Origin of the sequence: Kitasatospora sp. NPDC051984 (assembly GCF_044593455.1) — a bacterium.
In the GTDB taxonomy this organism is placed as follows: Bacteria; Actinomycetota; Actinomycetes; order Streptomycetales; family Streptomycetaceae; genus Kitasatospora.
The window spans coordinates 165,147-187,953 of record NZ_JBIUCB010000007.1; the positions used below are offsets into that span (position 1 = coordinate 165,147).

At 73.4% G+C, this 22,807-nt stretch carries 23 protein-coding genes; 12 read left to right on the plus strand and 11 right to left on the minus strand.

What is annotated here, in order from left to right:
• Positions 1-6: 6 nt before the first annotated feature.
• The 6 genes from ACIHEI_RS16540 to ACIHEI_RS16565 all read right to left on the minus strand — a co-directional run bounded on the left by ACIHEI_RS16540 (position 7) and on the right by ACIHEI_RS16565 (position 4,518).
• Positions 7-975, minus strand: a complete 969-nt coding sequence (locus ACIHEI_RS16540) for a serine hydrolase domain-containing protein (RefSeq protein ID WP_396607091.1) — start codon at positions 973-975, stop codon at positions 7-9.
• Positions 972-1,883: a DUF6895 family protein gene (locus ACIHEI_RS16545; RefSeq protein ID WP_387646779.1), complete on the minus strand. Its 912-nt coding sequence runs from the start codon at positions 1,881-1,883 to the stop codon at positions 972-974. The genes ACIHEI_RS16540 and ACIHEI_RS16545 overlap by 4 nt, the downstream gene beginning before the upstream one ends.
• Complete coding sequence (locus ACIHEI_RS16550) at positions 1,880-2,554, minus strand: hypothetical protein (protein ID WP_392945813.1); 675 nt, start codon at positions 2,552-2,554, stop codon at positions 1,880-1,882. Before ACIHEI_RS16550 ends, ACIHEI_RS16545 begins: the two co-directional genes overlap by 4 nt.
• Before the next feature lie 58 nt (positions 2,555-2,612).
• Positions 2,613-2,795, minus strand: a complete 183-nt coding sequence (locus ACIHEI_RS16555) for a hypothetical protein (RefSeq protein ID WP_396607092.1) — start codon at positions 2,793-2,795, stop codon at positions 2,613-2,615.
• Positions 2,796-2,923: 128 nt separating this feature from the next.
• Complete coding sequence (locus ACIHEI_RS16560; RefSeq protein ID WP_396607093.1) at positions 2,924-4,150, minus strand: RNA polymerase sigma factor; 1,227 nt, start codon at positions 4,148-4,150, stop codon at positions 2,924-2,926.
• Complete coding sequence (locus tag ACIHEI_RS16565) at positions 4,147-4,518, minus strand: YciI family protein (protein WP_387864110.1); 372 nt, start codon at positions 4,516-4,518, stop codon at positions 4,147-4,149. Before ACIHEI_RS16565 ends, ACIHEI_RS16560 begins: the two co-directional genes overlap by 4 nt.
• Before the next feature lie 202 nt (positions 4,519-4,720).
• Between ACIHEI_RS16565 and ACIHEI_RS16570 the strand changes: the two genes are divergently transcribed.
• The gene (locus ACIHEI_RS16570; protein ID WP_396607094.1) at positions 4,721-6,226 is read left to right on the plus strand and encodes an MFS transporter; all 1,506 of its coding nucleotides are present in this window, start codon (positions 4,721-4,723) and stop codon (positions 6,224-6,226) included.
• Between the two features lie 26 nt (positions 6,227-6,252).
• On the opposite strand, the gene ACIHEI_RS16575 is transcribed toward ACIHEI_RS16570, so the two are convergent.
• Positions 6,253-7,311: an NAD(P)-dependent oxidoreductase gene (locus tag ACIHEI_RS16575; RefSeq protein ID WP_396607095.1), complete on the minus strand. Its 1,059-nt coding sequence runs from the start codon at positions 7,309-7,311 to the stop codon at positions 6,253-6,255.
• Positions 7,312-7,666: 355 nt separating this feature from the next.
• Here ACIHEI_RS16575 and ACIHEI_RS16580 point away from each other — a divergent pair, with 355 nt between their 5' ends.
• Together ACIHEI_RS16580 and ACIHEI_RS16585 are read left to right on the plus strand one after the other, a co-directional pair.
• The gene (locus tag ACIHEI_RS16580) at positions 7,667-7,897 is read left to right on the plus strand and encodes a hypothetical protein (RefSeq protein ID WP_396607096.1); all 231 of its coding nucleotides are present in this window, start codon (positions 7,667-7,669) and stop codon (positions 7,895-7,897) included.
• A gap of 327 nt (positions 7,898-8,224) precedes the next feature.
• The gene (locus ACIHEI_RS16585) at positions 8,225-8,800 is read left to right on the plus strand and encodes an AAA family ATPase (protein ID WP_396607097.1); all 576 of its coding nucleotides are present in this window, start codon (positions 8,225-8,227) and stop codon (positions 8,798-8,800) included.
• On the opposite strand, the gene ACIHEI_RS16590 is transcribed toward ACIHEI_RS16585, so the two are convergent.
• Complete coding sequence (locus ACIHEI_RS16590; RefSeq protein WP_392945829.1) at positions 8,797-8,937, minus strand: hypothetical protein; 141 nt, start codon at positions 8,935-8,937, stop codon at positions 8,797-8,799. The genes ACIHEI_RS16585 and ACIHEI_RS16590 overlap by 4 nt on opposite strands.
• Positions 8,938-9,090: 153 nt before the next feature.
• Entirely contained in the window at positions 9,091-10,131 is a 1,041-nt protein-coding gene (locus ACIHEI_RS16595; RefSeq protein WP_396607098.1) for a zinc-dependent alcohol dehydrogenase family protein, read from the minus strand.
• A 216-nt stretch (positions 10,132-10,347) separates the two neighbouring features.
• On the opposite strand from ACIHEI_RS16595, the gene ACIHEI_RS16600 reads away from it, so the two are divergent.
• Complete coding sequence (locus ACIHEI_RS16600; protein WP_396607099.1) at positions 10,348-10,848, plus strand: hypothetical protein; 501 nt, start codon at positions 10,348-10,350, stop codon at positions 10,846-10,848.
• A 191-nt stretch (positions 10,849-11,039) separates the two neighbouring features.
• The gene (locus tag ACIHEI_RS16605; RefSeq protein WP_396607100.1) at positions 11,040-12,389 is read left to right on the plus strand and encodes an MBL fold metallo-hydrolase RNA specificity domain-containing protein; all 1,350 of its coding nucleotides are present in this window, start codon (positions 11,040-11,042) and stop codon (positions 12,387-12,389) included.
• Between the two features lie 120 nt (positions 12,390-12,509).
• Here ACIHEI_RS16605 and ACIHEI_RS16610 read toward each other — a convergent pair whose 3' ends face one another.
• Together ACIHEI_RS16610 and ACIHEI_RS16615 are read right to left on the minus strand one after the other, a co-directional pair.
• On the minus strand, positions 12,510-13,199 hold the full coding sequence (locus tag ACIHEI_RS16610) for a response regulator (protein WP_396607101.1): 690 nt from the start codon (positions 13,197-13,199) through the stop codon (positions 12,510-12,512).
• A complete protein-coding gene (locus ACIHEI_RS16615) occupies positions 13,196-14,059 on the minus strand; it encodes a sensor histidine kinase (RefSeq protein ID WP_396607102.1) in 864 nt (287 codons plus the stop codon). The genes ACIHEI_RS16610 and ACIHEI_RS16615 overlap by 4 nt, the downstream gene beginning before the upstream one ends.
• Before the next feature lie 101 nt (positions 14,060-14,160).
• Between ACIHEI_RS16615 and ACIHEI_RS16620 the strand changes: the two genes are divergently transcribed.
• The 7 genes from ACIHEI_RS16620 to ACIHEI_RS16650 all read left to right on the plus strand — a co-directional run bounded on the left by ACIHEI_RS16620 (position 14,161) and on the right by ACIHEI_RS16650 (position 22,770).
• Positions 14,161-14,895, plus strand: a complete 735-nt coding sequence (locus ACIHEI_RS16620) for an ABC transporter ATP-binding protein (RefSeq protein WP_387646749.1) — start codon at positions 14,161-14,163, stop codon at positions 14,893-14,895.
• On the plus strand, positions 14,892-17,246 hold the full coding sequence (locus ACIHEI_RS16625; protein ID WP_396607103.1) for an FtsX-like permease family protein: 2,355 nt from the start codon (positions 14,892-14,894) through the stop codon (positions 17,244-17,246). The genes ACIHEI_RS16620 and ACIHEI_RS16625 overlap by 4 nt, the downstream gene beginning before the upstream one ends.
• Positions 17,247-17,485: 239 nt before the next feature.
• Entirely contained in the window at positions 17,486-18,724 is a 1,239-nt protein-coding gene (locus ACIHEI_RS16630; RefSeq protein ID WP_396607104.1) for a cytochrome P450, read from the plus strand.
• Between the two features lie 49 nt (positions 18,725-18,773).
• The gene (locus ACIHEI_RS16635) at positions 18,774-19,904 is read left to right on the plus strand and encodes an acyl-CoA dehydrogenase (RefSeq protein ID WP_396607105.1); all 1,131 of its coding nucleotides are present in this window, start codon (positions 18,774-18,776) and stop codon (positions 19,902-19,904) included.
• 4 nt (positions 19,905-19,908) lie between these two features.
• Entirely contained in the window at positions 19,909-21,087 is a 1,179-nt protein-coding gene (locus ACIHEI_RS16640) for a GNAT family N-acetyltransferase (protein WP_396607106.1), read from the plus strand.
• On the plus strand, positions 21,074-21,529 hold the full coding sequence (locus ACIHEI_RS16645; protein ID WP_387646736.1) for a type II toxin-antitoxin system RatA family toxin: 456 nt from the start codon (positions 21,074-21,076) through the stop codon (positions 21,527-21,529). The genes ACIHEI_RS16640 and ACIHEI_RS16645 overlap by 14 nt, the downstream gene beginning before the upstream one ends.
• Complete coding sequence (locus ACIHEI_RS16650; RefSeq protein ID WP_396607107.1) at positions 21,526-22,770, plus strand: aspartate aminotransferase family protein; 1,245 nt, start codon at positions 21,526-21,528, stop codon at positions 22,768-22,770. Before ACIHEI_RS16645 ends, ACIHEI_RS16650 begins: the two co-directional genes overlap by 4 nt.
• Positions 22,771-22,807: the final 37 nt, after the last annotated feature.

The following is a 22,807-nucleotide window of genomic DNA, read 5'->3' on the forward strand; positions in this document are numbered from 1 at the left end:
TCTGCGTCAGAGCGCGCGGAAGAGCCGGTAGCCGGTCTGGATGAAGCGGCCGTCGACCCGGGGGCCGGCGTTGGTCAACGCGGCCAGGGCGGTGCCGCGTTGGGGGGAGAACGCGATGAAGGACGTGCAGCCGCGGGTGCCGCCGGAGTGGAAGAGGACATCGCCGTCGGGGGTCGGGCGGAGGTTCCAGACCAGGCAGATGCGGTCCGTGGAACGGGGTTTGACCAGGCGCGGTTGCTGGACGTCGTGGAGCGCGGTTTCCAGCGGGGTGCTCGGGGCGGCGGCCGGGTCGAGGTGGAGGGTCAGGTAGCGCAGCAGGTCGCGGGCGGTGGAGCGGACGGCGCCGGCGCCCGGCAGGGCGGGGATCTCCCAGGGCGGGAGCGGACGTCCGTGCAGGTGGCCGACGGCGGCGCCGGGCTCGCAGCCGGTGCCGGTGAGTCCGAGCGGTCCGGCGACGCGGACGGCGAGCAGCGCCGGATAGGTGCTGTCGGTGCGTTCGGCGAGGGTCCGGCCGAGCAGGCCGACGCCGTAGTTGGAGTAGTGCACCCCGTCACCGGGCTTGTGCCGCAGGCGAGTTCGGGTCATGGCCAGGTCCAGGTCCGCGGCGGAGTAGGCCGCGTACGGGTTGGTGAACCAGGAGGGCAGTGCCGAGCGCCGCAGGCCGGGCGGTAGGCGGGGGAGGCCGGAGGTGTGGGTGGCGAGGTGGAGGAGGGTGAGCGGGGTGTCGGAGACGGTGACGGTGTCCTGGAGGCTCAGGTCGTTCCGGGCGACCAGTTCGGCGAGCAGCAGGGCCGTGAACGTCTTGCTGACCGACCCGAGTTCGAAGCCGGTGTCCGGCGTGACCGGCTCGCTGGAGAGGCCGTCCGTTCGGCCGTGGCAGAGCAGTTGTTCGCCGTCGTCGGGGGAGACGGTGGCGAGGGCGATGGCGGACCCGCGCGGTACGGTCCGGGCGAGTGCCGTGAGGTGCGGGTTCACCGGAGGGCGCGGGCGAGGGTGAGGGTGCCGGCCACCACGCCGACCACGGCGGTGTGTTCGTTGTCCTTGAAGGCGCGCGCCGGGTCCTCGTCGACCGGGTCCAGGTCGCGTGGCAGCAGGCCGTCCTCGCGCTGGGCGGCGAGCAGGTGCTCCCAGCTCCGCGGGTCGCACACCGGCTCGGGCAGGCAGGCGTCCACGATCAGCAGTTCGCCGAGCAGGTCCCACTGGCCGGTCTCCTGCCAGATGTCGGCCCACACCGGCAGCCAGGCGGCCAGGTACTCGCGCAGCGGCGCGGGCAGCCGGTCGGGCAGAGCGCCCCAGTCGGTGAGGTGGAAGACGGTGTGGGTGACGCTGTAGGCGGTCATCCAGTCGATCGCCCAGGGTTCGGGCCGGGCGCCGAGCCAGGTCGCGGTGGCGAGCGCGTCCCAGGCGGGTCGGCTCTCCAGTCCGATCACGTGCCGGGCGTTGGCGACGGCCAGGCGCCGGTTCGGCATCGACTCCACGGCGTGCGTGGCGCGCAACCCGTCGAGGCCGCGCAGGAGTTCGTCGAGCGATGGGTGCCGGTAGCCGGCCCGGTGGAAGTGCAGGTAGGTCTCCAGCGGGTCGCTGAGCAGCATGTGCCGGAACTGCCGTTCGTACAGCAGGTCGCCCTGGCGCAGTTGCTGCCAGCCGAAGTCGAGCAGCACCCGGGCACGTTCCCGTTCGGTCGGGCCGGAGACGGTCTCGCGCAGTACCAGGGAGGCGGCGAGGGCGCATTCGCCGATCGGCTTGTAGGCGTTGTCGGGGTCGGAGAGGTCGGCCCCTCCGTCGGGTGGCAGGGCGCCGAGGCCCTGCTCGTGCGCGGTGTGCAGCCACTCCAGCGAGCGGGTGGCCAGCCGGTGGGCGTCGGCGAGCACGGCCGGGTTCATGCGGCGGCCAGGTGCTGGGCGACGGCCAGGTCGAGGGCGCTGCGCGCGGTGCCGTCGCCGGTCAGCGCCAACTGCCGCAGCAGCGGCGGTAGTTCCAGCGCGGACGGGGTGCCGGTGTGCTGCAGCCAGGCCAGCCAGCGGACCAGCCGGGCGGCGGTGCGGTGGTCGCGGCGCAGCACGGCGCGGGCGGCGCCGCGGGCGAGTGCGAGCGGGTGTTCGTGGGCGAGCCGGTGCACCGGGCCGTCCAGGGTCGGCAGGGCGAGGCAGGACAGCTGCGCCATTCGCACCGACCAGTGCTGCCAGCCGTCCTCGCCCGGGTCGGGCGGCGGGGGCGGGGGCGGGGCCAGGACGGGGTAGCCGGCGAGGGAGAGGAGTTCGGCGGTGGCCCGGTCGCGCCACACGTGGATCCCGGACTCGTCGGAGGGGAACAGCCGGAACGCCTCGGCGGCGAGCTCGGCGGTCTCCGGCGGGGTCGGGACGCCGGTGAGCAGGGTCGGGGCGAACACGTCCGGGCCCAGTACCCGGACTCCGGCCAGCAGGGCCTGCGGCTCCGGCGCGGCGGGGGCGGGAAGAGCCGCGCCCTCGGCGCCGGTGAGAGCGTCGAGGGTGCGGCCTGCCGCCCACTCGGTCGCGGCAGCGAACTCCCGCTGGGGCGATTCGGCGAACGGCATGGGGTCTGCTACTTTCTTCCGATTCTTCCGGGTTTTCCGATTTGATGCCGGGTCGGTGCTACTTCTTCTCCTTGGGACCCTTCGGGGAGAGCAACAGGGCGAGCAGGAGCAGGCCGAGCGCCTCGGGGCGGTACAGCGGGGCGTCGCTGACCGTCGACTCGTCTTCGGTCATCAGCGCCCGCACGGCGCCGAGTTCGGGCGTCGTCGCCCGGTGCGGAGTAAGCACGGTCTGGGCAAGCATCGGATACGCCTCCTCGGGGAAGGACGGACGTCATCGTCGGATCGACGATGTCCTTTCCCCACGCTAGGCGCGGCCCCGGATCGACGCATGTGGAGTTCCGGCTCCGCTGTCAGGGGCATGACCTCATGTCATGGACGCGACTGCTGGGTCCGCACCCGGGCCGCCCGGAACTCCAGATGGCGCTGCTCGGCGAGGCTCGCGGTGGCCTTCGCGGCACGTCGGTAGTGCGCGAACGCCCCGGCCAGGTCGCCGCTCCGCTCCAGCAGGTGCGCCCGCACCGACAGCAGCCGGTGGTGGCCGGCCAGCCGCCCGTCCTCGTCCAGGGCGGCCAGCAGCGCCAGGCCCGCGGCCGGGCCCTCGGTCTCGGCGAGGGCGATCGCACGGTTGAGCGTCACCATCGGATTGGGCGCGATCCGCTCCAGCACCAGGTACAGCGCGTGCACGTGCGGCCAGTCGGTCTCCGCCGCGGTGGCCGCGTCGGCGTGCGTCGCCGCGATCGCGGCCTGCAACTGGTACGGCCCCAGCGCCGGATCCGCCAGCGACGCCCGGACCAGCGCCATGCCCTCGCCCAGCAGCGCGCGGTCCCACTTCGAGCGGTCCTGCCCGTCCAGCGGCACCAGATCGCCGGACGCCGTCGCCCGCGCCTCCCGGCGGGCATGCGTCAGCAGCATCAGCGCCAGCAGCCCCGTCACCTCGCTGTCGCCCGGCAGCTGTTCATGCACCGTCCTGGTCAGCCGGATCGCCTCGCGGGCGAGGTCCGCGCGGTGCAACTCGCTGCCCGAGGAGGCGATGTAGCCCTCATTGAAGATCAGGTAGAGCACGTGCAGCACCACCCGCAGCTGCTCCTCGCGCTCCGCGCCGACCGGCAGCACGAACCGGCTGCCCGCCGCCCGGATCCGCTGCTTGGCCCGGCTGATCCTGGCCGCCATCGTCGCCTCCGGCACCAGGAACGCGCGGGCGATCTCCGCCGTCGTCAGACCACCCACCGCACGCAGCGTCAACGCCGTCCGGGACGCCGCCGTCAGCGTCGGATGGCAGCACAGGAACAGCAGCACCAGCGTGTCGTCGGTGCCAGGCACCTCCTCCGGCACCACCTCCGCAGCCATCGCCCACTCCCGCTCGCGGCGCGCCCGGTCACTGCGCACCTGGTCCACCAGCCGCCGCGACGCCACCGTCACCAGCCAGCCGCGCGGACTGTCCGGCACACCCTCCGCCGACCACTGCACGGCCGCCGCCAGCACCGCCTCCTGGACGGCGTCCTCGCATCCCTCGAACCGGCCGTACCGGCGGACCAGCGTGCCGAGGACCTGCGGCGCGAGCTCACGCAGCAGGCCCTCGAAGTCGGTTGCTGTCATGCCTCCAGGTTTCCGTCGGAGAACATCACCTGACGCACCTCCACCCCCAGACCCGCGATCGCCGCGTCCGGGATCTGCGCCGCCAGCTCGACCGCCCGCTCCTTGTTCTCGCAGTCCACCAGGTAGAAGCCGCCCAGGAACTCCTTCGCCTCCAGGAACGGGCCGTCCGTCACCACCGTCTGCCCGCCCCGCACCGACACCACCGCCGACTGCGACGGATCCACCAGCGCCTGCGTGAGGATCAGCTCGCCGGAGTCCTTCAGCGTCTGGATGAACCTGCCGTGGCCGGCGCCGAGACCCGCCTTCTCCTCGTCGGTCAGCGCGTCCAGCACCGCCGGGTTGATGTGCAGGCCGATCAGGAACTTCATCTCGCACTCCTCGTTGTTCGGCGGCCCCGGCCGGGGCCCTCGGGGTGTGGTCGGAGCCGTCGACGCGGTCTTGACATCTTCCGGGCGAGTTCCGGACGAGAAATTCTTTGCCCGCCGGGACGGGCGGGGGTGTCAAGAACCGCTCGGCCGCTCCGACCATCCGGCGAAACGTCGGGAACAGGTGAAGAAGGAGCTTTCGGAGATGCGAGTCGACCGGGCACGGTGGGGACTGGCCCTGCTCATGCTGCCGACCCTGATCGTCGCGATGGACGTGACCGCGCTGCTGCTGGCGCTGCCACGGCTCAGCGCCGACCTCGGGGCGGACAACGTCCAACAGCTGTGGATCAGCGACAGCTACGGCCTCATGGTGGCCGGCCTGGTCATCACCATGGGCACCCTCGGCGACCGGATCGGCCGTCGGCGCCTGCTGCTGACCGGCGCCGCCGCGTTCGCGGTGCTCTCGGTGGTGGCCGCCTTCGCGGTCGATCCGCTGATGCTCATCGTCGTGCGGGCCCTGCTGGGCGTCGCCGGAGCGACCCTGGCCCCCTCCACGCTGTCGCTCATCACCAACATGTTCCGCGACGAGCGGGCACGCGGCCGGGCCATCGCCATCTGGGCCACCGGCCAGTTCGCCGGCGGCGCGCTCGGGCCGGTGCTGGCCGGCGTGCTGCTCCAGCACTTCTGGTGGGGATCGGTGTTCCTGATCGCCGTACCGCCGATGCTGCTCCTGCTGATCGCCGGGCCGGCGCTGCTCCCCGAGTTCCGCAGCGACCGCGCCGGCCGCCTGGACCCGGCGGGCGTCGGGCTGTCGCTGGCGGCGATGATGCTGCTGGTGTACGGCATCAAGCAGCTGGCCGTGGACGGCATTTCGGGCGGGGCCTCGGCTTGGCCGGCCGTCGCGCTGGTGGTCGGCGCGGTGCTGGGGATGCTCTTCGTCCGGCGTCAACTCCGGGTCGATTCCCCGCTGTTGGACCTCCGCCTGCTGCGCAGTCGGCCGTTCACGGCCGTCCTGGTCGGGCTGGTCCTCGCGGGCGTCGCGATGGCGGGCACCGGGCTGCTGGTCACCCAGTACCTGCAGAACGTGCTCGACCACTCGCCGGCCGTCTCGGCGGTGCTGTTCGCCCCCATGGGCATCGGCGTGGCCGTCGGCACCATGACCGCACCCGCGCTCGCCCGCCGGATGAAGCAGACCGCCGCGATCGCGGGCGGCCTGGCCCTCTCGGCACTCGGCGGCCTGCTGCTGGCCGCCGTCGACGGGGACGGCGCCCTGCCGCTGGCGATGACCGGCATCACCGTCCTCGCCCTCGGCACCGGCCCGCTGTTCGCCCTCGGCACCGGCCTCGTCCTCGGCTCCGTCCCCCCGGAACGGGCCGGCTCCGCCGCGTCCATGTCGGAGACCGGCAACTACCTCGGCGGCTCGCTCGGGTTCGCCCTGCTCGGCGTGCTGGCCGCGATCGTCTACCGGCACGGCATGCACGGCACCTCCGACTCCCTCGCGGGCGCGGTCGCTGCCGCGCAGCAGCTTCCCGCGGAGCAGGGGGCTGCGCTGCTGCGCGACGCGCGGGAGGCGTTCACCACGGCCCTGCACGTCACAGGGCTTGCCGCGGCGGTCATCTTTGCCGCGCTGGCGGTTCTGGTGCTGACGATGCGACAGCCTGCGGCGGCGGGTGCGGTGACGCTTCCGGAGGCGGAGGTGAGCCGGGCGTAGCCGCGAGGGCCGTCGGCGGGTGGCCGTCACCCGGTCGCCACGGGCACGCCCTCCGGGCGGTCGGCGAGCAGGGCCGCGATGTGGTCCGCGCAGCGCAGGGCCGCCGTAGCCATGGCGGCCCTGGTCATCCCGGCGACGTGCGGGGTGAGCAGGGCGTTCGGCAGGCCGAAGAGCGGCGAGGCGAAGGCGGCGTGCTCGTGCTCGAAGGTGTCGACGGCGGCTGCCGCGAGCGGGTGCGTGGGGTCGCGCAGCGCATCGGCCAGCGCCTGCTCGTCGACGATCCCGCCCCGGGCGGTGTTCAGCAGGATCGACCCCGGACGCATCAGCGCGAGCTCCGCCCGACCGACCATCCCCCGGGTCCGTGGAGTGAGCGGCAGGTGCAGGGAGACCACATCACTGGTCGCCAGCAGCGCGGCGAGGGAACGGGCCCGGGGCACCGACGCCTCGTCCGGTCGGCGCGAGAGGCCCTGGACCTCCATACCCAGGGCGGTCGCCCGCGCGGCCAGGGCCAGGCCGATCCGCCCGAGTCCGACGATGCCCAGGGTCAGCTCCGACAGCTCCACCGCCGGTGCGGCGGGCGCGCGCCAACTGCCTTGGTGCGCGGCATCGTTGTGTGCCGGGAGATCGCGGGCCAGGGCGAGGAGCTGGGCGAGCGCGAACTCGGCGACCGCATTCGCGTTGGACCCCGGAGTGTGGGTGACGGCGACCCCGTGACGGGCCGCGGCCGCCAACTCGACGTGATCGGTGCCCGCCCCGGCCCGGCCGACCACCCGAAGCCGGTTCGCCAGCCCCGCGTCCGTCGCCGCCGCGAGGAACGCCGCGCGCAGCGGCACCCCCGCCCGGGACTTGACCGCGTGGTAGCCGCGTCCGTCCCGGACGGCCTCGGCGAGCAGCGCGGACTCGTCGAAGGCATCGAAGTCCGTGAAGTCCACCCGGCCGCCCCAGGCGGCCCGCGCCCCGGCGGGATCGGCCACCCGCCGGAGGTTCAGCGTGACGGCCAGCCCGTGGCCGAGCAGACGCTCCAGTTCCCGACCCAGCAGCTCGCCAGGAGCCGCGTCCAGCAACAGGACCCGGGCCCGCTCCATGTGGCCCCCCTTTCCCCTCCCCTGCGTGGACCCTACTGCCGCCGGACATGTCGATGTGTGATCAGGCAGGTGGCGAGGCCGGGAAAGGTTTCATGGATGTGGTCGCGCAGCTCCCGGCGGATGAGTAGGCGGCGGAATCCGTGGAGCCGTGCGATGGTCCGCTCGACGACCCAGCAGTGAACGCCGAGGCCGGATCCGTGGGGTACTCCGCGTCGGGCGATCACCAACGCGGAACGCTCGCTTGCCGGAGGCTCGCGCAGCGCTTCACCCGACCCGCCCACGCGGACAGGCGACTCGATCACGGGCGCCCGAGACTGACGGGGCGCGCATGCTCGCCCGCCGTCTGGAGGTCTACATGTCCAGCTTTTCCCAACTGCCGGATTGGAACTACGCCATGGGGCAGGCAGCTGCCCATCTCCGGGTCCTCGACCACACTTCCAAGGTGGAAAAAGGCAAGAGCCCGACGTTCATGTCGCCCGAGCTGGGGAACCTGCTGCAGGCGTATGCGGCGGCAGCCGACGCATGGATCAAATTTGCGCGCGAGGTTTCCGCGGCTCAGAGTTCCGGGCGCCAAGAGGCTCTGTGAGGACACCCAGGAGCCCTGGCCGCATGTGTTCGCCGGGTTGGCTGGATCACGCGGCGAGGAGGGGTCTGCCGCCCCAACGGACACCACTGGCGGTTGCAGCGACTGCGGGAGTGGGACCGACGAGGGCACGGTAATCCTGGACGGGCCGTCGCTGCCCGTGCTCAGGCTCGTGTACGCCGCGGCGCACGGCCGGAAGCCCCTCGGAGAGGGCGCGGGCCATCAGCCCGTCCGGTGAGCGGCGGATGCCGAGCGCGGCCTCCGATCGCAGTCGCGCTGTTCCGACCGGTCGGGCCCGGTTGTTGTCGCAAGGGGCGGATGATGGATCGTGTGGACGAGAGCGACTTCGGTGCGGCGGCGGGTCCGGCGGTGCCGGTGGCACTGCGGGGCTCGGCCGGCATCGCGTCCGGCGGTCCGACGCCGACGGTGTTCCTGCTGGTCGGGCTGACCGGGTCGGGTAAGACCACGTATGCCACCCGGGTGCTGGAGCCGGCCGGTGCGGCGCGGCTGTCGGTGGACGAGCTGGTTCACGCCCGGCACGGCCGTTACGGGGTGGACTACCCCGAGCACCGGTACTTCGAGTTGGAGGCTCCGGTGGTCGCGGAGGTCCGCGAGCGCCTGGCCGGGCTGGTGGCCGCCGGAACCGACGTGGTGCTCGACCACGGGCTGTGGCTCCAGCGGGGCCGCGACGAGTGGAAGAAGCTGGTCTCCCAAGCCGGTGCACGGTGGCGGCTGCTGTACTTCCCCGTCCCGAAGGGCGAGTTGCTTCGGCGTCTGCAGGAGCGCAACCGGCGCGAGGACGCCAACGCGCTGACCGTGACGGCCGGCGCGCTGGACGACTTCTACGAGCGGTTCGACGTCCCCGAGGGCGAGGGCGAGGAGATCGTCGAGCCCGGCTCGTTCTAGCCGAGCGGCCTGGTGGGTGGGCGCCAGGCGTCCACGATGTGCTGGGCCTCCCCGGCCCACCGGTCGGGGACGGCGGCGAGGGTGGGCGGTCGCGGTCCGAGCGCCTGCGCGCCGATCCGGCCGCCGTTGCGTTCCAAGTGGGCGAGGCTCGTCGACGGATGGCGGCGGCGACGCCGTGTCGCCACTTGAAGTGGTGCACGACGATCGGTGGCCGGTTGATCGGCCGGTGACCGGGGGCGCGGTGGTTGCCGGAGGCGACTTGCATGGACGAGCGGGCGAGTTGGCGCCGGTCAGTCGGGGAGGAGGACGGCGACGCCGGTGACGTGGTCGGCGGCGAGGTCGGTGAGGGCCGTGTTGGCCTGGTGGAGGGGGTAGCGGGTGAGGTGGATGGACGGGCGGACGCGGGCTGCCTCGGTGAGGAAGTCGTGGCCGTCGGTGCGGGTGTTGGCGGTGACGGAGCGGAGGGTGCGTTCCTGGAAGAGGTGGTGCTGGTAGTTCAGGGTGGGGATGTCGGTGAGGTGGATGCCGGCGATCGCGAGGGTGCCGCCGCGGTCGAGGGCGGCGAGGGCGACAGGGACGAGTTCGCCGACCGGGGCGAACAGGATGGCGGCGTCGAGGGGTTCCGGCGGGGCGTCGTAGGAGTCGCCGGCGAAGCCCGCGCCGAGGTCGCGGGCCAGGTCGCGGGCTTCGGGGGCGCGGGTGAAGACGGCCACCCGGGCGCCGCGGGCGAGGGCGATCTGGGCGGTCAGGTGGGCGGAGGCGCCGAAGCCCCAGATGCCGAGGAGGCCGCCCGGCGGGAGGTTCGCGCGGGACAGGGCGCGGTGGCCGATGATGCCGGCGCACAGCAGTGGTGCGAGTTCCTCGGCGGCCGGGCCGTCGGGCAGCGGGTAGGCGAAGCGGGCGTCGGCGGTGACGAACCCGGCGTAGCCGCCGTGCCGGTCCCAGCCGGTGTACGTCGAGGCGGGGCACAGGTTCTCCCGTCCGCTGCGGCAGTACCGGCACTGCCCGCACACCCCGGCCAGCCAGGCCACTCCCGCGCGGTCGCCGACCGCGAACTCCGTCACGCCCGGGCCGGTCGACGTCACCCGCCCGACCACCTCGTGGCCGGGCGTGCAGCGCGGCATCCGGGGCGGGAGGTCGCCCTCGGCGAGGTGCAGGTCGGTGCGGCACACCCCGCAAGCCTCCACCTCGACCAGGATCTCCCGATCAGCCGGGACGGGCGGCGGCCGCCGCTCCCACTCGAGCGGCCCGTCCCCGCTGCTCACCGGCCCCGGGCGGGCCACCACCCAGGCGCCGTCCCGTGCCGTTGCCGTCGCGCGCGTCGTTTCCACCTTTCCAGCGTGCTCCCGGTGGCGGGGAGGGGACGAGTCGGCCCGGTGGCCCGGGCCGGTTGTCGGGCCGAATAGGGCCGTCCGGACCATGCCGCAGGACGGCCCAGGTCGGAAAGCTGGAGGGGTACGGGGCCGGGTCGAGCGGTGAGGAAGGCGGGCGGCATGCACGCGCATCCGCAGCAACGGAAGAACCCACTGAGGCGGAGCAGTGACCGCGTGCAGTGGTGGGTGGGGCGGCTCCTGCTGGTGCTGGCGGTCGGCGGGATCCCGGCGGCGCTCGCCGTCGGCCTGATCGTCCACCAGGACCAGTCCCGGGCGGCCGAGACCGAGGCCGCCACCCGGCACCCGGTGACCGCTCGGCTGGTCGCAGACGTTCCCGCCGCGATGGGCATCACCTCGACCCGGGCCGCCGTCACCTGGAACGCCGACGGCACCGACCACCGGGCGAGCGCCGTGGTGTCCTCCGGCCAGCCCGCCGGCACCCCCGTCCGGATCTGGCTGGACGAACGCGGCGAGGTCGTCCCGCGACCGGCCGGCGCCGGCGAGGCCGTCGCGGTCGCACTGACCGCAGGGCTGCTCGCCGTCACCGCCCTGCCGCTGCTCTGCACCCTGGTGTGGAAGGGCACCCTGCACGTCCTGGACCGCCGCCGCTACGCCGAGTGGGACGCCGAGTGGCAGCAGATCGAGCCGCAGTGGACCCGGCGGCAGCCGAGCTGACCGCGTCGGTGCGGGAGCGTGGCCGGACGCGACACGCAGGCGCGGCGGGTGTCGCGGGCCCGGTGGCCGGTGCGGCGGGACCGACGGTGGTGGATGGTGGGAGACGGACAACGGGAGGCACCGCCATGGATCATCAGCCCGCCCCGACGCCCCGGCCGGGACTGCTCACGTTCCTGGGCGGGGTCGGGACCGTGACCGGTAGCAAGTTTCTGGTGGAGACGGACCACGCCCGCGTCATGATCGACTGCGGGCTGTTCCAGGGCCTGGCCGAGCTGCGGCGGCGCAACCGCCGTGCGCTGCCGCTGGACCCCGCCGATGTGCACTGCGTGGTGCTCACGCATGCGCACCTGGACCATTGCGGGTATCTGCCCCGGCTGGTGGCGGACGGGTTCCGGGGGCCGGTCTTCACCACGCCGTACACGGCGCGGATCGCCGAGCTGATCCTGCGCGACAGTGCCCATCTGCTCCAGGAGGACGCCGACCACGCCAACCGGCACGGCTGGTCGAAGCACCGCCCCGCGCTGCCGCTGTACACCGAGCAGGACGTGGAGCGGACCCTCCAGCTGTTCGACCCCGTCGCGCACCACAGCGAGATCGAGATCGCCGACCGGACGGTTCTGCGCCTGCACCCGGCCGGGCACATCCTCGGGTCGTCCTGGGTGCACCTCGCGCTGGAGGACGGCCACACCCTCGCCGTCAGCGGCGACCTCGGCCGGCCCGTCCACCCGCTGCTGAATCCCCCGGACCCGTTCACCGGCGCCGACGTGCTGCTGATGGAATCCACGTACGGCAACCGGCGGCACGAGGAGACCGCGGCCCGGGAATGGTTCGCGAACGCCATCGACCGGACGCTGGCCCGGGGCGGCACCGTCGTCATCCCGTCGTTCGCCGTGGACCGCACCGAGGTGGTGCTGCACGAGCTCGCCGAGCTCCGCCGCGCGGGGCGGCTGTCGCGCGGCGCACCGGTCTACGTGGACAGTCCGATGGCGCTCGCCACGCTGCGGATCTACCAGGACGCGTTCGCCGAACGGGCGCCCGAACTGCGTCCGGAGGTGCTGGCCCGGGGCGAGGCGGCGATCAGCCCGGAGCCGTTCCGGGCGGTGCGGTCGCTGCCGGAGTCGCTGGAGCTGGAGAACTCCGCGCTGCCCGCGATCCTGGTGTCCGCGTCCGGCATGGCCACCGGCGGGCGCGTCGTGCACCATCTGCACCGGCTGCTGCCCGATCCCCGCAACACCGTGATCGTGGTCGGGTACGCAGCTGCCGGCACCCGGGCACGGGATCTGGTCGACGGCGCGCGGGTGTTGAAGATGTACGGCGGCTACGTGCCCGTCCGGGCGGAGATCGTCAACGTCCCGGCGTTCTCGGCGCACGCGGACGCCGCCGAGATCGTCGACTGGCTGCGCCCGGCCCCCGCCCCGTCCGCGACGTACCTGGTGCACGGCGAGCCGGAGGGCGCGCAGGCGCTCCGCGACCGGATCGACCGGGAGCTCGGCTGGACGGCCGTGGTGCCGCGGTCCGGGGAGCGGGTGCTGGTGCGCTGAGCGTGCCTCTGCCGTGCGCAGGACTCCCGGGCAAAGACGGCGATCGTCCGATCGGGCCGCCTCATTCGAGGCGATGTCCGCCACAGTCGCCACGACAGAGGCTTCTGATGACGAACACGCCTACTGGCCGGGGGAGACCAGTCCGGTCTCGTAGGCGAGGACCACGGCCTGGGCGCGGTCGCGGAGGGTGAGTTTGGCGAAGATCCGGGCGACGTGGGTCTTCACGGTGGCCTCGCTGAGCGTCAGGTGCCGGGCCAGTTCGCTGTTGGAGAGGCCGCGGCCGAGCATCGTCAGTACTTCGAGTTCGCGGGGTGTCAGCGCCGCGAGGTCGAGGTGGACGGCCGGGGCGCGGTCGGCGGGAGAGGCGGCGGACGGCGGGCTTGTGGCGAAACGTTCGACCAGGCGGCGGGTGATGGAGGGGGAGAGCAGCGCGTCGCCGGTGTCCACCAGGCGGACGGCGGCGGCCAGGTGGGCCGCTGTGACGTCCTTGAGCAGGAAGCCGCTGGCGCCGAGGGACAGCGCGGCGTAGACGTAGCGGTCGAGGTCGAAGGTGGTCAGCATCAGCACCCGGCAGTCCGGCTGCCGGGCGAGGATCCGGCGGGCCGCTTCGAGGCCGTCGAGGACCGGCATCCGGATGTCCATGAGTACGACGTCGGGGCGTAGCCGGGCGGCGAGTGCGACGGCCTCGGCGCCGTCGGCGGCCTCGCCGACCACGTCGATGCCGCGGGCGGTGAGGATCAGCCGGAAGCCGGTGCGGATCAGTTCCTGGTCGTCGGCGATCAGCACGCGGGGCGGAGGAAGCGTGCTCATGCGGCGCCCGCCAGCGGGATCCGGGCGCGGACCCGGTAGCCGCCGCCGAGGCGGTGCCGGGCGTCCAGGTCGCCGCCGTACACCGCGACGCGTTCGCGCAGGCCGAGCAGGCCCCGGCCGGTGCCGTCCGGGCGGCGCCGGGGTGCGGGGGAGGCGCCGCTGAGGATGCTGGGGCCGCTGTTCAGCACCTCGACCCGCAGGTAGCGGTCGGTCCAGCGCACCGTCACCTCGGCCTTTCCGCCGTCGCCGTGGCGCAGCGCGTTGGTCAGCGCCTCCTGCACGATCCGGTACGCCGTCAGGTCGATCCCGGCGGGCAGCGGCCGCGGCTCGCCGGAGATCCGCACCTCCACCGGGAGGCCGGCGAAGGCGATCCGGTCGACCAGCGCGCCGAGTCCGTGCAGGCCGGGCTGCGGCGCGAGGTCGGCCTCCTCGTCGGAGCCGTCCGCCGCGGGGGCCAACAGGCCCAGCAGCTGGCGCAGTTGGGTCATCGTGTCGCGGCCCGCGCCCTCCACGGCGGCCAGCGCGGTGGCGGCGGCGTCGGGCATCAGCGCCAGCACCTCGCGGGCGGCGCCGGCCTGAACGACCATCAGGCTCACGTTGTGGCTGACGATGTCGTGCAACTCGTGGGCGATCCGGGCCCGTTCGGCGTCCACGGCGGCCCGGGCCGCGCTCTCCCGCTCGCGCTCCAGCAGCCAGCCGCGGTCCTCCAGCGCCTTGCGGTGCCGCCGCCGTTCGCGCAGCAGCGCGGCGCCGAACCAGCCCGCGGCGGCCAGTGCGGCCAGCAGCGCGCCGACCAGCAGAACTCCCCGATCCCCGTGCACCCCGTCACTCTGGCAGAGCCACAGGTGTACGCGCATCATCCGCCGGATCCAGCGCCGTACATCCCCGGGATGACGACGGTTCAGGGATGCACCTGAAGAGGGACGCCGGGGCTCGGCGGGGTCGGGCAGTGTTCGGTGCCATGACGGAACGAGGCAAGGTCGTCAGGTTGGACGACGCACGCGGCGAGCACGGGGATGTGGTCGTCCGACTGGACGGCGTACGCAAGGAGTTCGGCGAGACCGCCGCGCTGGACGGGGTCTCGCTGGAGATCCGGGCCGGCGAGGCGGTGGCCGTGATGGGGCCCTCGGGGTGCGGCAAGTCCACGCTGCTCAACATGGTGGCGGGACTGGACCGGCCCAGCGCGGGCCGGGTCGAGGTGAACGGCGAGGACCTGGGCCGGCTGAACGAGACCGGGCTGGCGCTGTACCGGCGCCGCCGGATCGGCATGATCTTCCAGTTCTTCAACCTGATCGACGACCTGCCGGCGCTGGACAACGTCGCACTGGCCGCCCAGCTGACCGGCAGCCCGGCCGGCCAGGCCCGGCGGCGGGCGCTGGAACTGCTCGACGAACTCGGCATCGCCGACCGGCGCTCGGTCTACCCGGCGGCGCTCAGCGGCGGCGAGCGCCAGCGCGTGGCGGTGGCCCGGGCGCTGATGAACCGTCCGGCGCTGCTGCTCGCCGACGAGCCGACCGGCGCACTGGACAGCCGGGCCGGCGAGCAGGTGATGGACCTCTTGATCGACCTCAACCAGATCGGGCAGACCCTGCTGATGGTCACCCACGACAAGCGCCTGGCCACCCGCTGCGCCGGTCGGCTGATCGAGCTGGCCGACGGCAAGGTGGCCCGCGAGAGCGTTCTGGAGCGGGCATGAGCACGTTCTCGAGTCGGGCGGGGTGGGTCGGCTCGGGTGCCGTCTGGCAGGCGTCCCGCGCCGCCGTGAAACGCCGACGGCTGCAGACCTTCGTGATCGGCCTGGTGGTCTTCCTCTCCGCCACCACCCTGGTGGTCGCGCTCGGGCTGATCGACGCGGCCAGTGCCCCGTTCGACAAGGCCTTCGGTGCTTCGAGCGGCGCCCATCTGACCGCGGCCTTCGACCCGGCCAAGGCCACCGAGGCCCAGCTCGCCGAGACCGTGAAGCAGCCCGGCGTGACTGCCGCGGGCCCGTTCGGCCAGCTCCACGTGGACCTGGAGGACCCGACCGGCGACCTGCCCGAACAGCCCGCCACCCTGGTCGGACGGGCCGACCCGGGCGGGCCGGTGGACCAGTTGGAGGTCTGGAAGGGCCACTGGGCCACCGCCCCCGGCGAACTGGTGCTCAACCTGCCCCGCGGCGCCCGCCCGCCGGACTCCCTGATCGGCTCCACCCGCACGATCGCCGGCCGGGGGAGTCTCACCGTGGTCGGCGTGGCCAGCAGCGTGACCGGCACCGCCGACGGCTGGGTGACGCCCGCCCAGCTGACGGAGCTGCACCCCACCGCCGTCCAGATGCTCTACCGCTTCCCGCACGCCGGATCGGCGGGCGACATGGACGCCGCCACGGCCGCGATCACCGGGCAGCTGCCGCCGGGCTCGCTGGTCTCGGGCCTGTCCTGGCTGAAGGTCAAGGAACAGGTCGGCCGGGGCGCCGAGCTCTTCGTCCCGCTGCTGATGACCTTCGGCGTCGTCGGCCTGATCGTGGCCGTGCTGATCGTCGGCAACGTGATCAGCGGCGCCGTGGTCTCCGGCTTCCGGCACATCGGCGTGCTCAAGGCGATCGGCTTCACCCCGAACCAGGTGGTCGCCGTCTACCTGACGATGCTGTCCGTCCCTGCCGTGGTCGGCTGCGTGCTGGGCACCGTCGCGGGCAACCTGGCGGCCGTGCCGCTGGTCACCCTGTCGCTGCGCGGCATCGTCGGCACCACCTATGTGATCAGCCCCTGGGTGGACGCGCTCGCCCTGCTCGGCCTGCCCGCCGTGGTGGTGCTCGCCGCGCTGCTCCCGGCGATGCGCGCCCACCGGCTGTCCGCCGCCCGGGCGATCAGCGCGGGCAGCGCGCCGCGCGCCGGGCGCGCCCTGCGGGTCCAGCGCCGGCTGGCCGGCGCCCGGCTGCCGCGCTCCGTCAGCCTGGGCCTCGGCCTGCCGTTCGCCCGGCCCAGCCGCACCGCGCTGACGCTGGCCGCCGTGGTGCTCGGCTCCGCCGCCGTCACCCTGACCACCGGGCTGACCAGCACCATGACCAAGTACGGGGACACGGTGGAGCATGCCGGCCAGCGGCGGGTCGAGATCGACACCGGCCAGAGCCGGATGAACCAGACCGAGCCGACCCTGCCGAACACCGAGATCGAGGCGAAACTGCGCGAACTGCCCGGCGCGGCAAAGGTGATGGTCAACTCCTACGTGCTGGCCCAGCTGGTCGGCGACCCGCAGCCGGTCATCGTCGACGCGATGCGCGGCGACTTCCAGCAGCTCGGCCCGCTGCTCCTCAAGGGCCGCTGGTTCGGCGGACCCGACGAGATCGTCGCCTCGGCGGGCTTCCTGCACCAGCGCGGACTCGCCGTCGGCGACCAACTGACACTCTCGGTGGGCGACCGGCAGGCCCGGATGACCATCGTCGGCGACTGCCTGGTCTCCGCCCCCGACCTGGTCTTCGCCGACTGGCAGGGCCTCCGGGCGGCCGCGCCGGACAGCAAGTCGCTCGACCGGGTCCCGCAGTACGCCGTGCAGTTCGCGTCCGACGCCGACCCGGCCGGGTTGCAGCGCGCCGTCAAGGCGATCGATCCCGGGCTCTACCCGAACGCCGGGACGACGGTCAACGCCGGTTCGGTGACGGTGATCAGCACCTCCGGCATCCTCACCCTGCTGCTGGGCGCCGTCACCGCGCTCGGCGTCTTCAACACCGTCGTTCTCAACACCCGGGAGCGCCGCCGCGACCTCGGGGTGTTCAAGGCGATCGGCATGACGCCCCGCCAGGTGAAGGCGATGATGATCACCTCGATGGCCGCCGTCGGCCTGGTCGGCGGACTGGTCGGGCTGCCGCTCGGGGTGCTCGCCCACCGCCTGCTGGTGAGCGTCACCTTCGGTGCGGCCGGGATCGAACTCCCCGGCTGGATGGTGCACATCTGGTCGCCCGCGAACCTGGCCGCGCTGAGCCTGGCGGGTGCGCTGATCGCGGCGGCGGGCGCGCTGGTCCCGGCCCGGTCGGCGGCCCGGCTGACCGTGGCGGAGGTGCTGCGCGGCGAGTGAGAGCCCGTCGCGTTCCTGCTCGGCCCCGGCGGCCTCCCCGCCGGGGCCGATCATTTATCCGACGGATATTAATTCCTATCGCAGGATGGCCACTTCAATTAAATCTTGGTTTGTGCGCGATTCGACTTCGGGTACTCTCTGACCGGCCGACCGGAATTTCCGGGTCGATTCGACGGGCCTGCGTGCGTGGCGGCGGGCGAAGGTGGGTGAGCGCATTGAACAGTTCGGCAGTTGACCTGATGAATATCGGTGACCAGCCGAATGCGGACGCGATTCTGTGGTCGGTCTTCGCCCCCGAGGCCCGGGAGAATCCCTACGCCCCGCTCGCGGCGCTGCGCAGGATCACCCCCGTCCTGCACCACGAGGAATTGGACACCCGCTTTCTGACGGGGTTCGCCGAATGCCAGGCCGCCCTGGCCGGCCCGGCCTTCGCGGTGCCCGACCGGGCCTGGATGGAGCGGGAACAGCCCGAGTGGCAGGCCCACTCCGCAGCCGACATGTTCTACGCCTCGCTGCTCGGCACCAACGGAGCCGCCCACGAGCGCCTGCGCGGCCCCCTGGTGAAGGCGTTCGGGCCACGGCGGACGGCCGCGCTGTCCGCGGCGATCGAGCAGACCGTCGACGAACTGCTCGACGGCTTCGCCGACGCCACCGCCGACGGCGGCACGGCCGACTTCCAGGAACTGGTCGGCTACCCGCTGCCGGTCGCGGTGGTCGGCCGACTGATCGGCGTGCCCGCCGCCGAGCAGGAGCGCTTCCACCGGCTCGGACGCGACGCCGCGCGCCTGCTGGAACCGGTGCGCTCCGACGAGGACTGGCGGCTCGCGGACGAGGCAGTCACCGCCCTGCGCGGCTACTTCACCGAACTGCTGCGCGAGCGCCGCGCCCGGCCCGCCGAGGACCTCACCTCGGGGCTGCTCACCCAAGCCGCGGTCGACCAGCACCCGCTGGAAGAACGGGAGTTGGTGGACGTCCTGGTACTGGTCTTCGTCGCCGGGTTCGAAACCACCGCCGGGCTGCTCGGGCTCTCGGTGCACGCCCTGCTCACCCACCCCGACCAGGCGGCCCTGCTGCGCGCCGACCCGGGCCTGCTGCCCGGCGCGGTCGAGGAGTCCCTGCGCTGGGACGGCCCGGTGCTGATGACCGAACGGCTCGCCACCCGGCCCGCCGAGATCGGCGGCGTGCACGTCCCCGCCGGCGGCAGCGTCACCGCCGTCATCGGCGCCGCCAACCGGGATCCGAGGCGCTACCCGGAGCCCGACGCGTTCCTGGTCCGCCGCCCCGAGCGGCACGTACTGAGCTTCGGCGCCGGGCCGCACTACTGCTTCGGCGCGGCACTGGCCCGCCTCGAAGGGGCCGCGCTGCTCGGCCGGCTGCTCGCCCGCTTCCCCCGGCTCGCCCTCGCCGGGCCACCGGTGCGGCGCGCGTCCGCCTGCCTGCGCTCGTTCGACGCGCTGCCACTGGTGGCCGTCGGCTGACGGCCACCCGCCGCACGTGTCGTACCGCCACTCCCCGAAGGACGTGCCAGTGAACTACCTGCACCGCGAACGCGCCGAACTCGAAGCGCTCATGCCCGGGTTGGACCAGGCACTCGCCCGCCACCCGCTGACGGCACTGGAACAGGCACCCAGCCCGGCCATCGAGGAATTCAAGAACGCCGGCGGCCCCGGCCTGCTGGTGCCCGCCGCCCACTCAGGCGCCGGCGCGAGCCCCCTGCAGGCCGTCCGGGTGCAGCGCGCCGTCGGCGCCCGCTGCCCCTCGCTCGCGGTCGCCACCACCATGCACCACTTCTCCATCGCCGGCCTGGTCGAAGCCGCCAAGTACGGCAACGGCCTGGAAGGGCTGCTGCTCGAGGCGATCGCCAAGGAACGGATGCTGGTCGCGTCCGGATTCGCCGAAGGCCGGCCCGGCCAGAACATCCTCACCCCGCACATCACCGCCGAACGGCGCGGCGACCGGATCGTCCTCAACGGCAGCAAAATGCCGTGCAGCCTCTCCCGCTCCATGGACCTGCTGACCGCCTCCGTCGCCCTCACCGGCGAGGACGGCATCCCGAGGCTCGCCGTCGCACTGATCCCCGCCGCCACCCCGGGAGTCACCGTCCGCCCGTTCTGGGGCACGCACATCCTGGCCGGCGCCGAGAGCGACGAAGTCCGGCTCACCGACGTCGAGCTGGACCCGAGCATGGTGGTCGCCACCGAAGTCACCGCCGACGCCGTGCCCGACACACTCAACGTGGCGGGCTTCCTCTGGTTCGAAGTCCTGCTCACCGCCGGCTACCTCGGCATGGCCAGCGCCCTGGTCGAACGCGCCCTGCACCGCAAAGGCGGCGGCGAGGACGACCCCACGCCCTACCTCGTCCCCGTCGAAGCCGCCATGCTCGCCGTCGAGGCCGTCGCCCGCGCCATGGCCGACGAGGAGTGGAACGAGGCCCTGCTCGTCCAGGCACTCACCGCCCGCTACGCCGCACAGGACGCCATCGCCCGCACCACCCGGGCCTGCCTCGCCGCCCTCGGCGGCATGGCGTTCATCGGCTCACCCGACGGCTCCTACCTCGCCTCCGCCGCCGTCGGCCTGACCTTCCACCCACCGGCCCGCAACAGGATGGCCCGCCCACTGCGGGAGTTCCTCGACGGCCGCGCCCTGCGGATCGGCTGAGCCGGTGGCACCGGGCTACCAGATCGAAGAGCTGCGCAGCGTCGAGGAGTTGCCACCCGGCGCCTGGGAACGGCTCGCCCCGCCCGACGACCCGATGTGGTCCCGGGGCGTGTTCACCGCGCTCGAACGCAGCCGCGTCGGGCCGGCCGGCTACCGCTACCTGACGGTCCGCCACGAGAGCGACCTGGTGGCCGTCCTGCCACTGTGCCTGTTCCGCGACCTGATGCTCGACCGGATCGTCGGCCCCCAGGAACGCCGCCTGCTCGCCCCGCTGCGCCGCGTCGCGCCCCGCCTGCTGCGGGTCCCGATGCTGTTCTGCGGCCACCTGCTCGGCCAGGGCCACCTGCTGACCGCCCGCCCGCTCGACGCCCCGGCCGGGCGCCTGCTGGTGGACGCCGTCCTCGACTTCGCGCGCCGCGAGGGTCTGGGAACGGTGGTGTTCAAGGACTTCGCCGCCCCCGACCTCGCCCCACTGCGCGAACCGCTCACCGCGGCCGGCTTCTTCCTCGCCCCGGGCCTCCCCGACACCGAACTCACCCTGTCCACCGCCACCTTCGAGGAGTACCTGGCCGGCCTCCCCGCCAAGCCACGGCGCAACGCCCGCGCCAAGATCCGCCGCTTCCAGGCCCACCCCGACCTGCGGATCGAGATCCTCGCCGAATACGCGCACCTGCTGCCCCAACTGCTCGCCCTCTACCGGCAGGTGATGGACCGCGCCGACCAGACACTCGACGTCCTCGACCACGCCTTCCTCACCGCCCTCACCGGCCAGGACGACCCGCGCAGCCGCCTGGTGGTCTGCTTCGAAGGAGCGGAGCCCGTCGGCTTCCTGCTCTGCCTGTTCACCGGCGACGGCGCCATCGGCGCCCGGATCGGCCTCGACTACCGCCTCAACCACGACGCCGCGATCTACCACAACCTGCACTACGCGGCCGTCCGGCTCGCCATGGACAGCGGCTGCCGACACATCCGCTTCGCTCAGACCGCCTACGAACCCAAGGTCGAGATGGGCTGCGCGCTGATCGAACAGTGGCACGCCATGACCCACGTCCGCGCCCTGCCCCGCGCGGTGCTCCGCCGACTCCTCCCGGCCGCCCTCACCGCCGCCCGCGCCGACGCGCTCGGACCGCACCACACCCAACCGACCCACCGCGAAAAGAGGCCCTCACATGCCGCGCGTTGAAGTGGAGCTGCCCATCGCCGTGGCGCCCGAGGACGCCTGGCCGGTCGTGGTGGACGTCCTCGGCTACCCCGACTGCATGGACAGCGTCGACTCCGTCGAAATCGTCGAACAACCCGACGAGAACCACCGCACCACCGCCTGGTCCGTCCGCCTCAAGGGCTCCGTCCTGCGCTGGACCGAGACCGAACTCATCGACCACACCGCGCGCCGCTTCGACTTCGAACAACTCAGCGGCGACCTCGGCGCTTTCGTCGGCCACTGGGCGGTGAGCGCCGCACCCGGCGGCGGCAGCACCGTCGCCCTGCACGTCGACTTCGACATCGGCATCCCACTGCTCGCCGACATGCTCAACCCCGTCGCGGCCGACGCACTGCGCGAGAGCGCCGCCCAGATGCTCGCCGCCCTCGAACAGCGACTGCTGCTCCAGGCGGTGAGCCGGTGACCACCGCCCCCGCTTTCGATCAGCTGCGCCGCCACTTCTCCCCGAAACTCGCCCTGTCCGGCGGCTTCGCCGGCCGCGGCGCCGTCGAAGTGGCCGCCGAAGGCTGCCGGGTGACACTCTCCGACGGCCGCACTGCACTCGACTTCGGCTCCTACGCCGTCACCCTGCTCGGCCACCGCCACCCCGCCGTGACCGCCGCCGTGCACGCCCAGCTCGACGCCATGCCGACCGCCACCCGCAGCCTCGCCAACCCCGTCGCCGCCCAGGCCGCCGCCGCCCTCAGCGGCTACCTCGGCGACGCGCTCCCCAAGGTCTACTTCGGCCTGAACGGGGCCGACGTCGTCGAAGTCGCCGTCAAACTCGCCCGACTGGCCACCGGCCGCACCCGCGTCCTCGCCGTACGCGGCGGCTTCCACGGCAAATCGCTCGGCGCACTCGCCCTCACCCACAGCCCGCTCTACCGCACCGGCCTGCTCGGCTGCGCCGTCGACGTCGCCCACCTCGACGCCGACGACCCGCACGCCGTCGCCCGCGAAGTGGCGGGCGGCGAAGTGGCCGCCGTCGTCCTCGAACCGGTCCAGGGCGAGAACGGCGCACAGCCACTGCCCACCGAGACCCTGCGCCAGTGGTGCGAGGACGCCGCCCGGCACGGCACCTTCGTGATCGCCGACGAGATCCAGTGCGGCCTGCGCCGCTGCGGCGAACGCTCCGTCGCCCTCGCCGACGGCCTCCCGGTCGACGCCGTCCTGCTCGGCAAACCGCTCGGCGGCGGCGTCGTCCCGCTCTCCGCGCTGCTCTGCACCGAACGGATGTACGCGCCACTCGCCGCCGACCCGTTCCTGCACTCCGCCACCTTCGGCGGCCACCCGCTGAGCTGCGCCGCCGTCCCCGCCGCACTCCAGGTGATCGAGGAACTCGCCGACCACGGACGCCAGTTGGCAGCACAACTGGACGGCGTCCTCGACGAGCTCCGGGCCCGCCACCCCGACGTGGTGCGCGCCGTCCGCGGCCGCGGCCTGCTGCGCGGCATCGACTGCGTCTCGCCGCACGCCGCCGGCACCACCCTGGTCGAACTGGCCGGCACCGGACTCCTGGTGTCGCCCTGCCTGAGCCGCCCCACCACCGTCCGGCTGCTGCCACCGCTCATCAGCACCGCCGCCGAGATCGCCGAAGCGGCCACCCTGCTGGACGCCGCACTCGCGGCGACCGGACGAACCCTGCGCAGAACAGACGCCGGCTGACCACGGCCGGCACCGAGGCCGCACCCGCGGCGGAAGG

Coding starts and splice junctions, on each gene's coding strand:
- ACIHEI_RS16545 (WP_387646779.1), bottom strand. CDS start 1,883: ATGAACCCGGCCGTGCTCGCCGACGCCCACCGGCTGGCCACCCGCTCG.
- ACIHEI_RS16550 (WP_392945813.1), bottom strand. CDS start 2,554: ATGCCGTTCGCCGAATCGCCCCAGCGGGAGTTCGCTGCCGCGACCGAG.
- ACIHEI_RS16555 (WP_396607092.1), bottom strand. CDS start 2,795: ATGCTTGCCCAGACCGTGCTTACTCCGCACCGGGCGACGACGCCCGAA.
- ACIHEI_RS16560 (WP_396607093.1), bottom strand. CDS start 4,150: ATGACAGCAACCGACTTCGAGGGCCTGCTGCGTGAGCTCGCGCCGCAG.
- ACIHEI_RS16565 (WP_387864110.1), bottom strand. CDS start 4,518: ATGAAGTTCCTGATCGGCCTGCACATCAACCCGGCGGTGCTGGACGCG.
- ACIHEI_RS16570 (WP_396607094.1), top strand. CDS start 4,721: ATGCGAGTCGACCGGGCACGGTGGGGACTGGCCCTGCTCATGCTGCCG.
- ACIHEI_RS16575 (WP_396607095.1), bottom strand. CDS start 7,311: ATGGAGCGGGCCCGGGTCCTGTTGCTGGACGCGGCTCCTGGCGAGCTG.
- ACIHEI_RS16580 (WP_396607096.1), top strand. CDS start 7,667: ATGTCCAGCTTTTCCCAACTGCCGGATTGGAACTACGCCATGGGGCAG.
- ACIHEI_RS16610 (WP_396607101.1), bottom strand. CDS start 13,199: ATGAGCACGCTTCCTCCGCCCCGCGTGCTGATCGCCGACGACCAGGAA.
- ACIHEI_RS16615 (WP_396607102.1), bottom strand. CDS start 14,059: ATGATGCGCGTACACCTGTGGCTCTGCCAGAGTGACGGGGTGCACGGG.
- ACIHEI_RS16620 (WP_387646749.1), top strand. CDS start 14,161: ATGACGGAACGAGGCAAGGTCGTCAGGTTGGACGACGCACGCGGCGAG.
- ACIHEI_RS16625 (WP_396607103.1), top strand. CDS start 14,892: ATGAGCACGTTCTCGAGTCGGGCGGGGTGGGTCGGCTCGGGTGCCGTC.
- ACIHEI_RS16630 (WP_396607104.1), top strand. CDS start 17,486: ATGAATATCGGTGACCAGCCGAATGCGGACGCGATTCTGTGGTCGGTC.
- ACIHEI_RS16645 (WP_387646736.1), top strand. CDS start 21,074: ATGCCGCGCGTTGAAGTGGAGCTGCCCATCGCCGTGGCGCCCGAGGAC.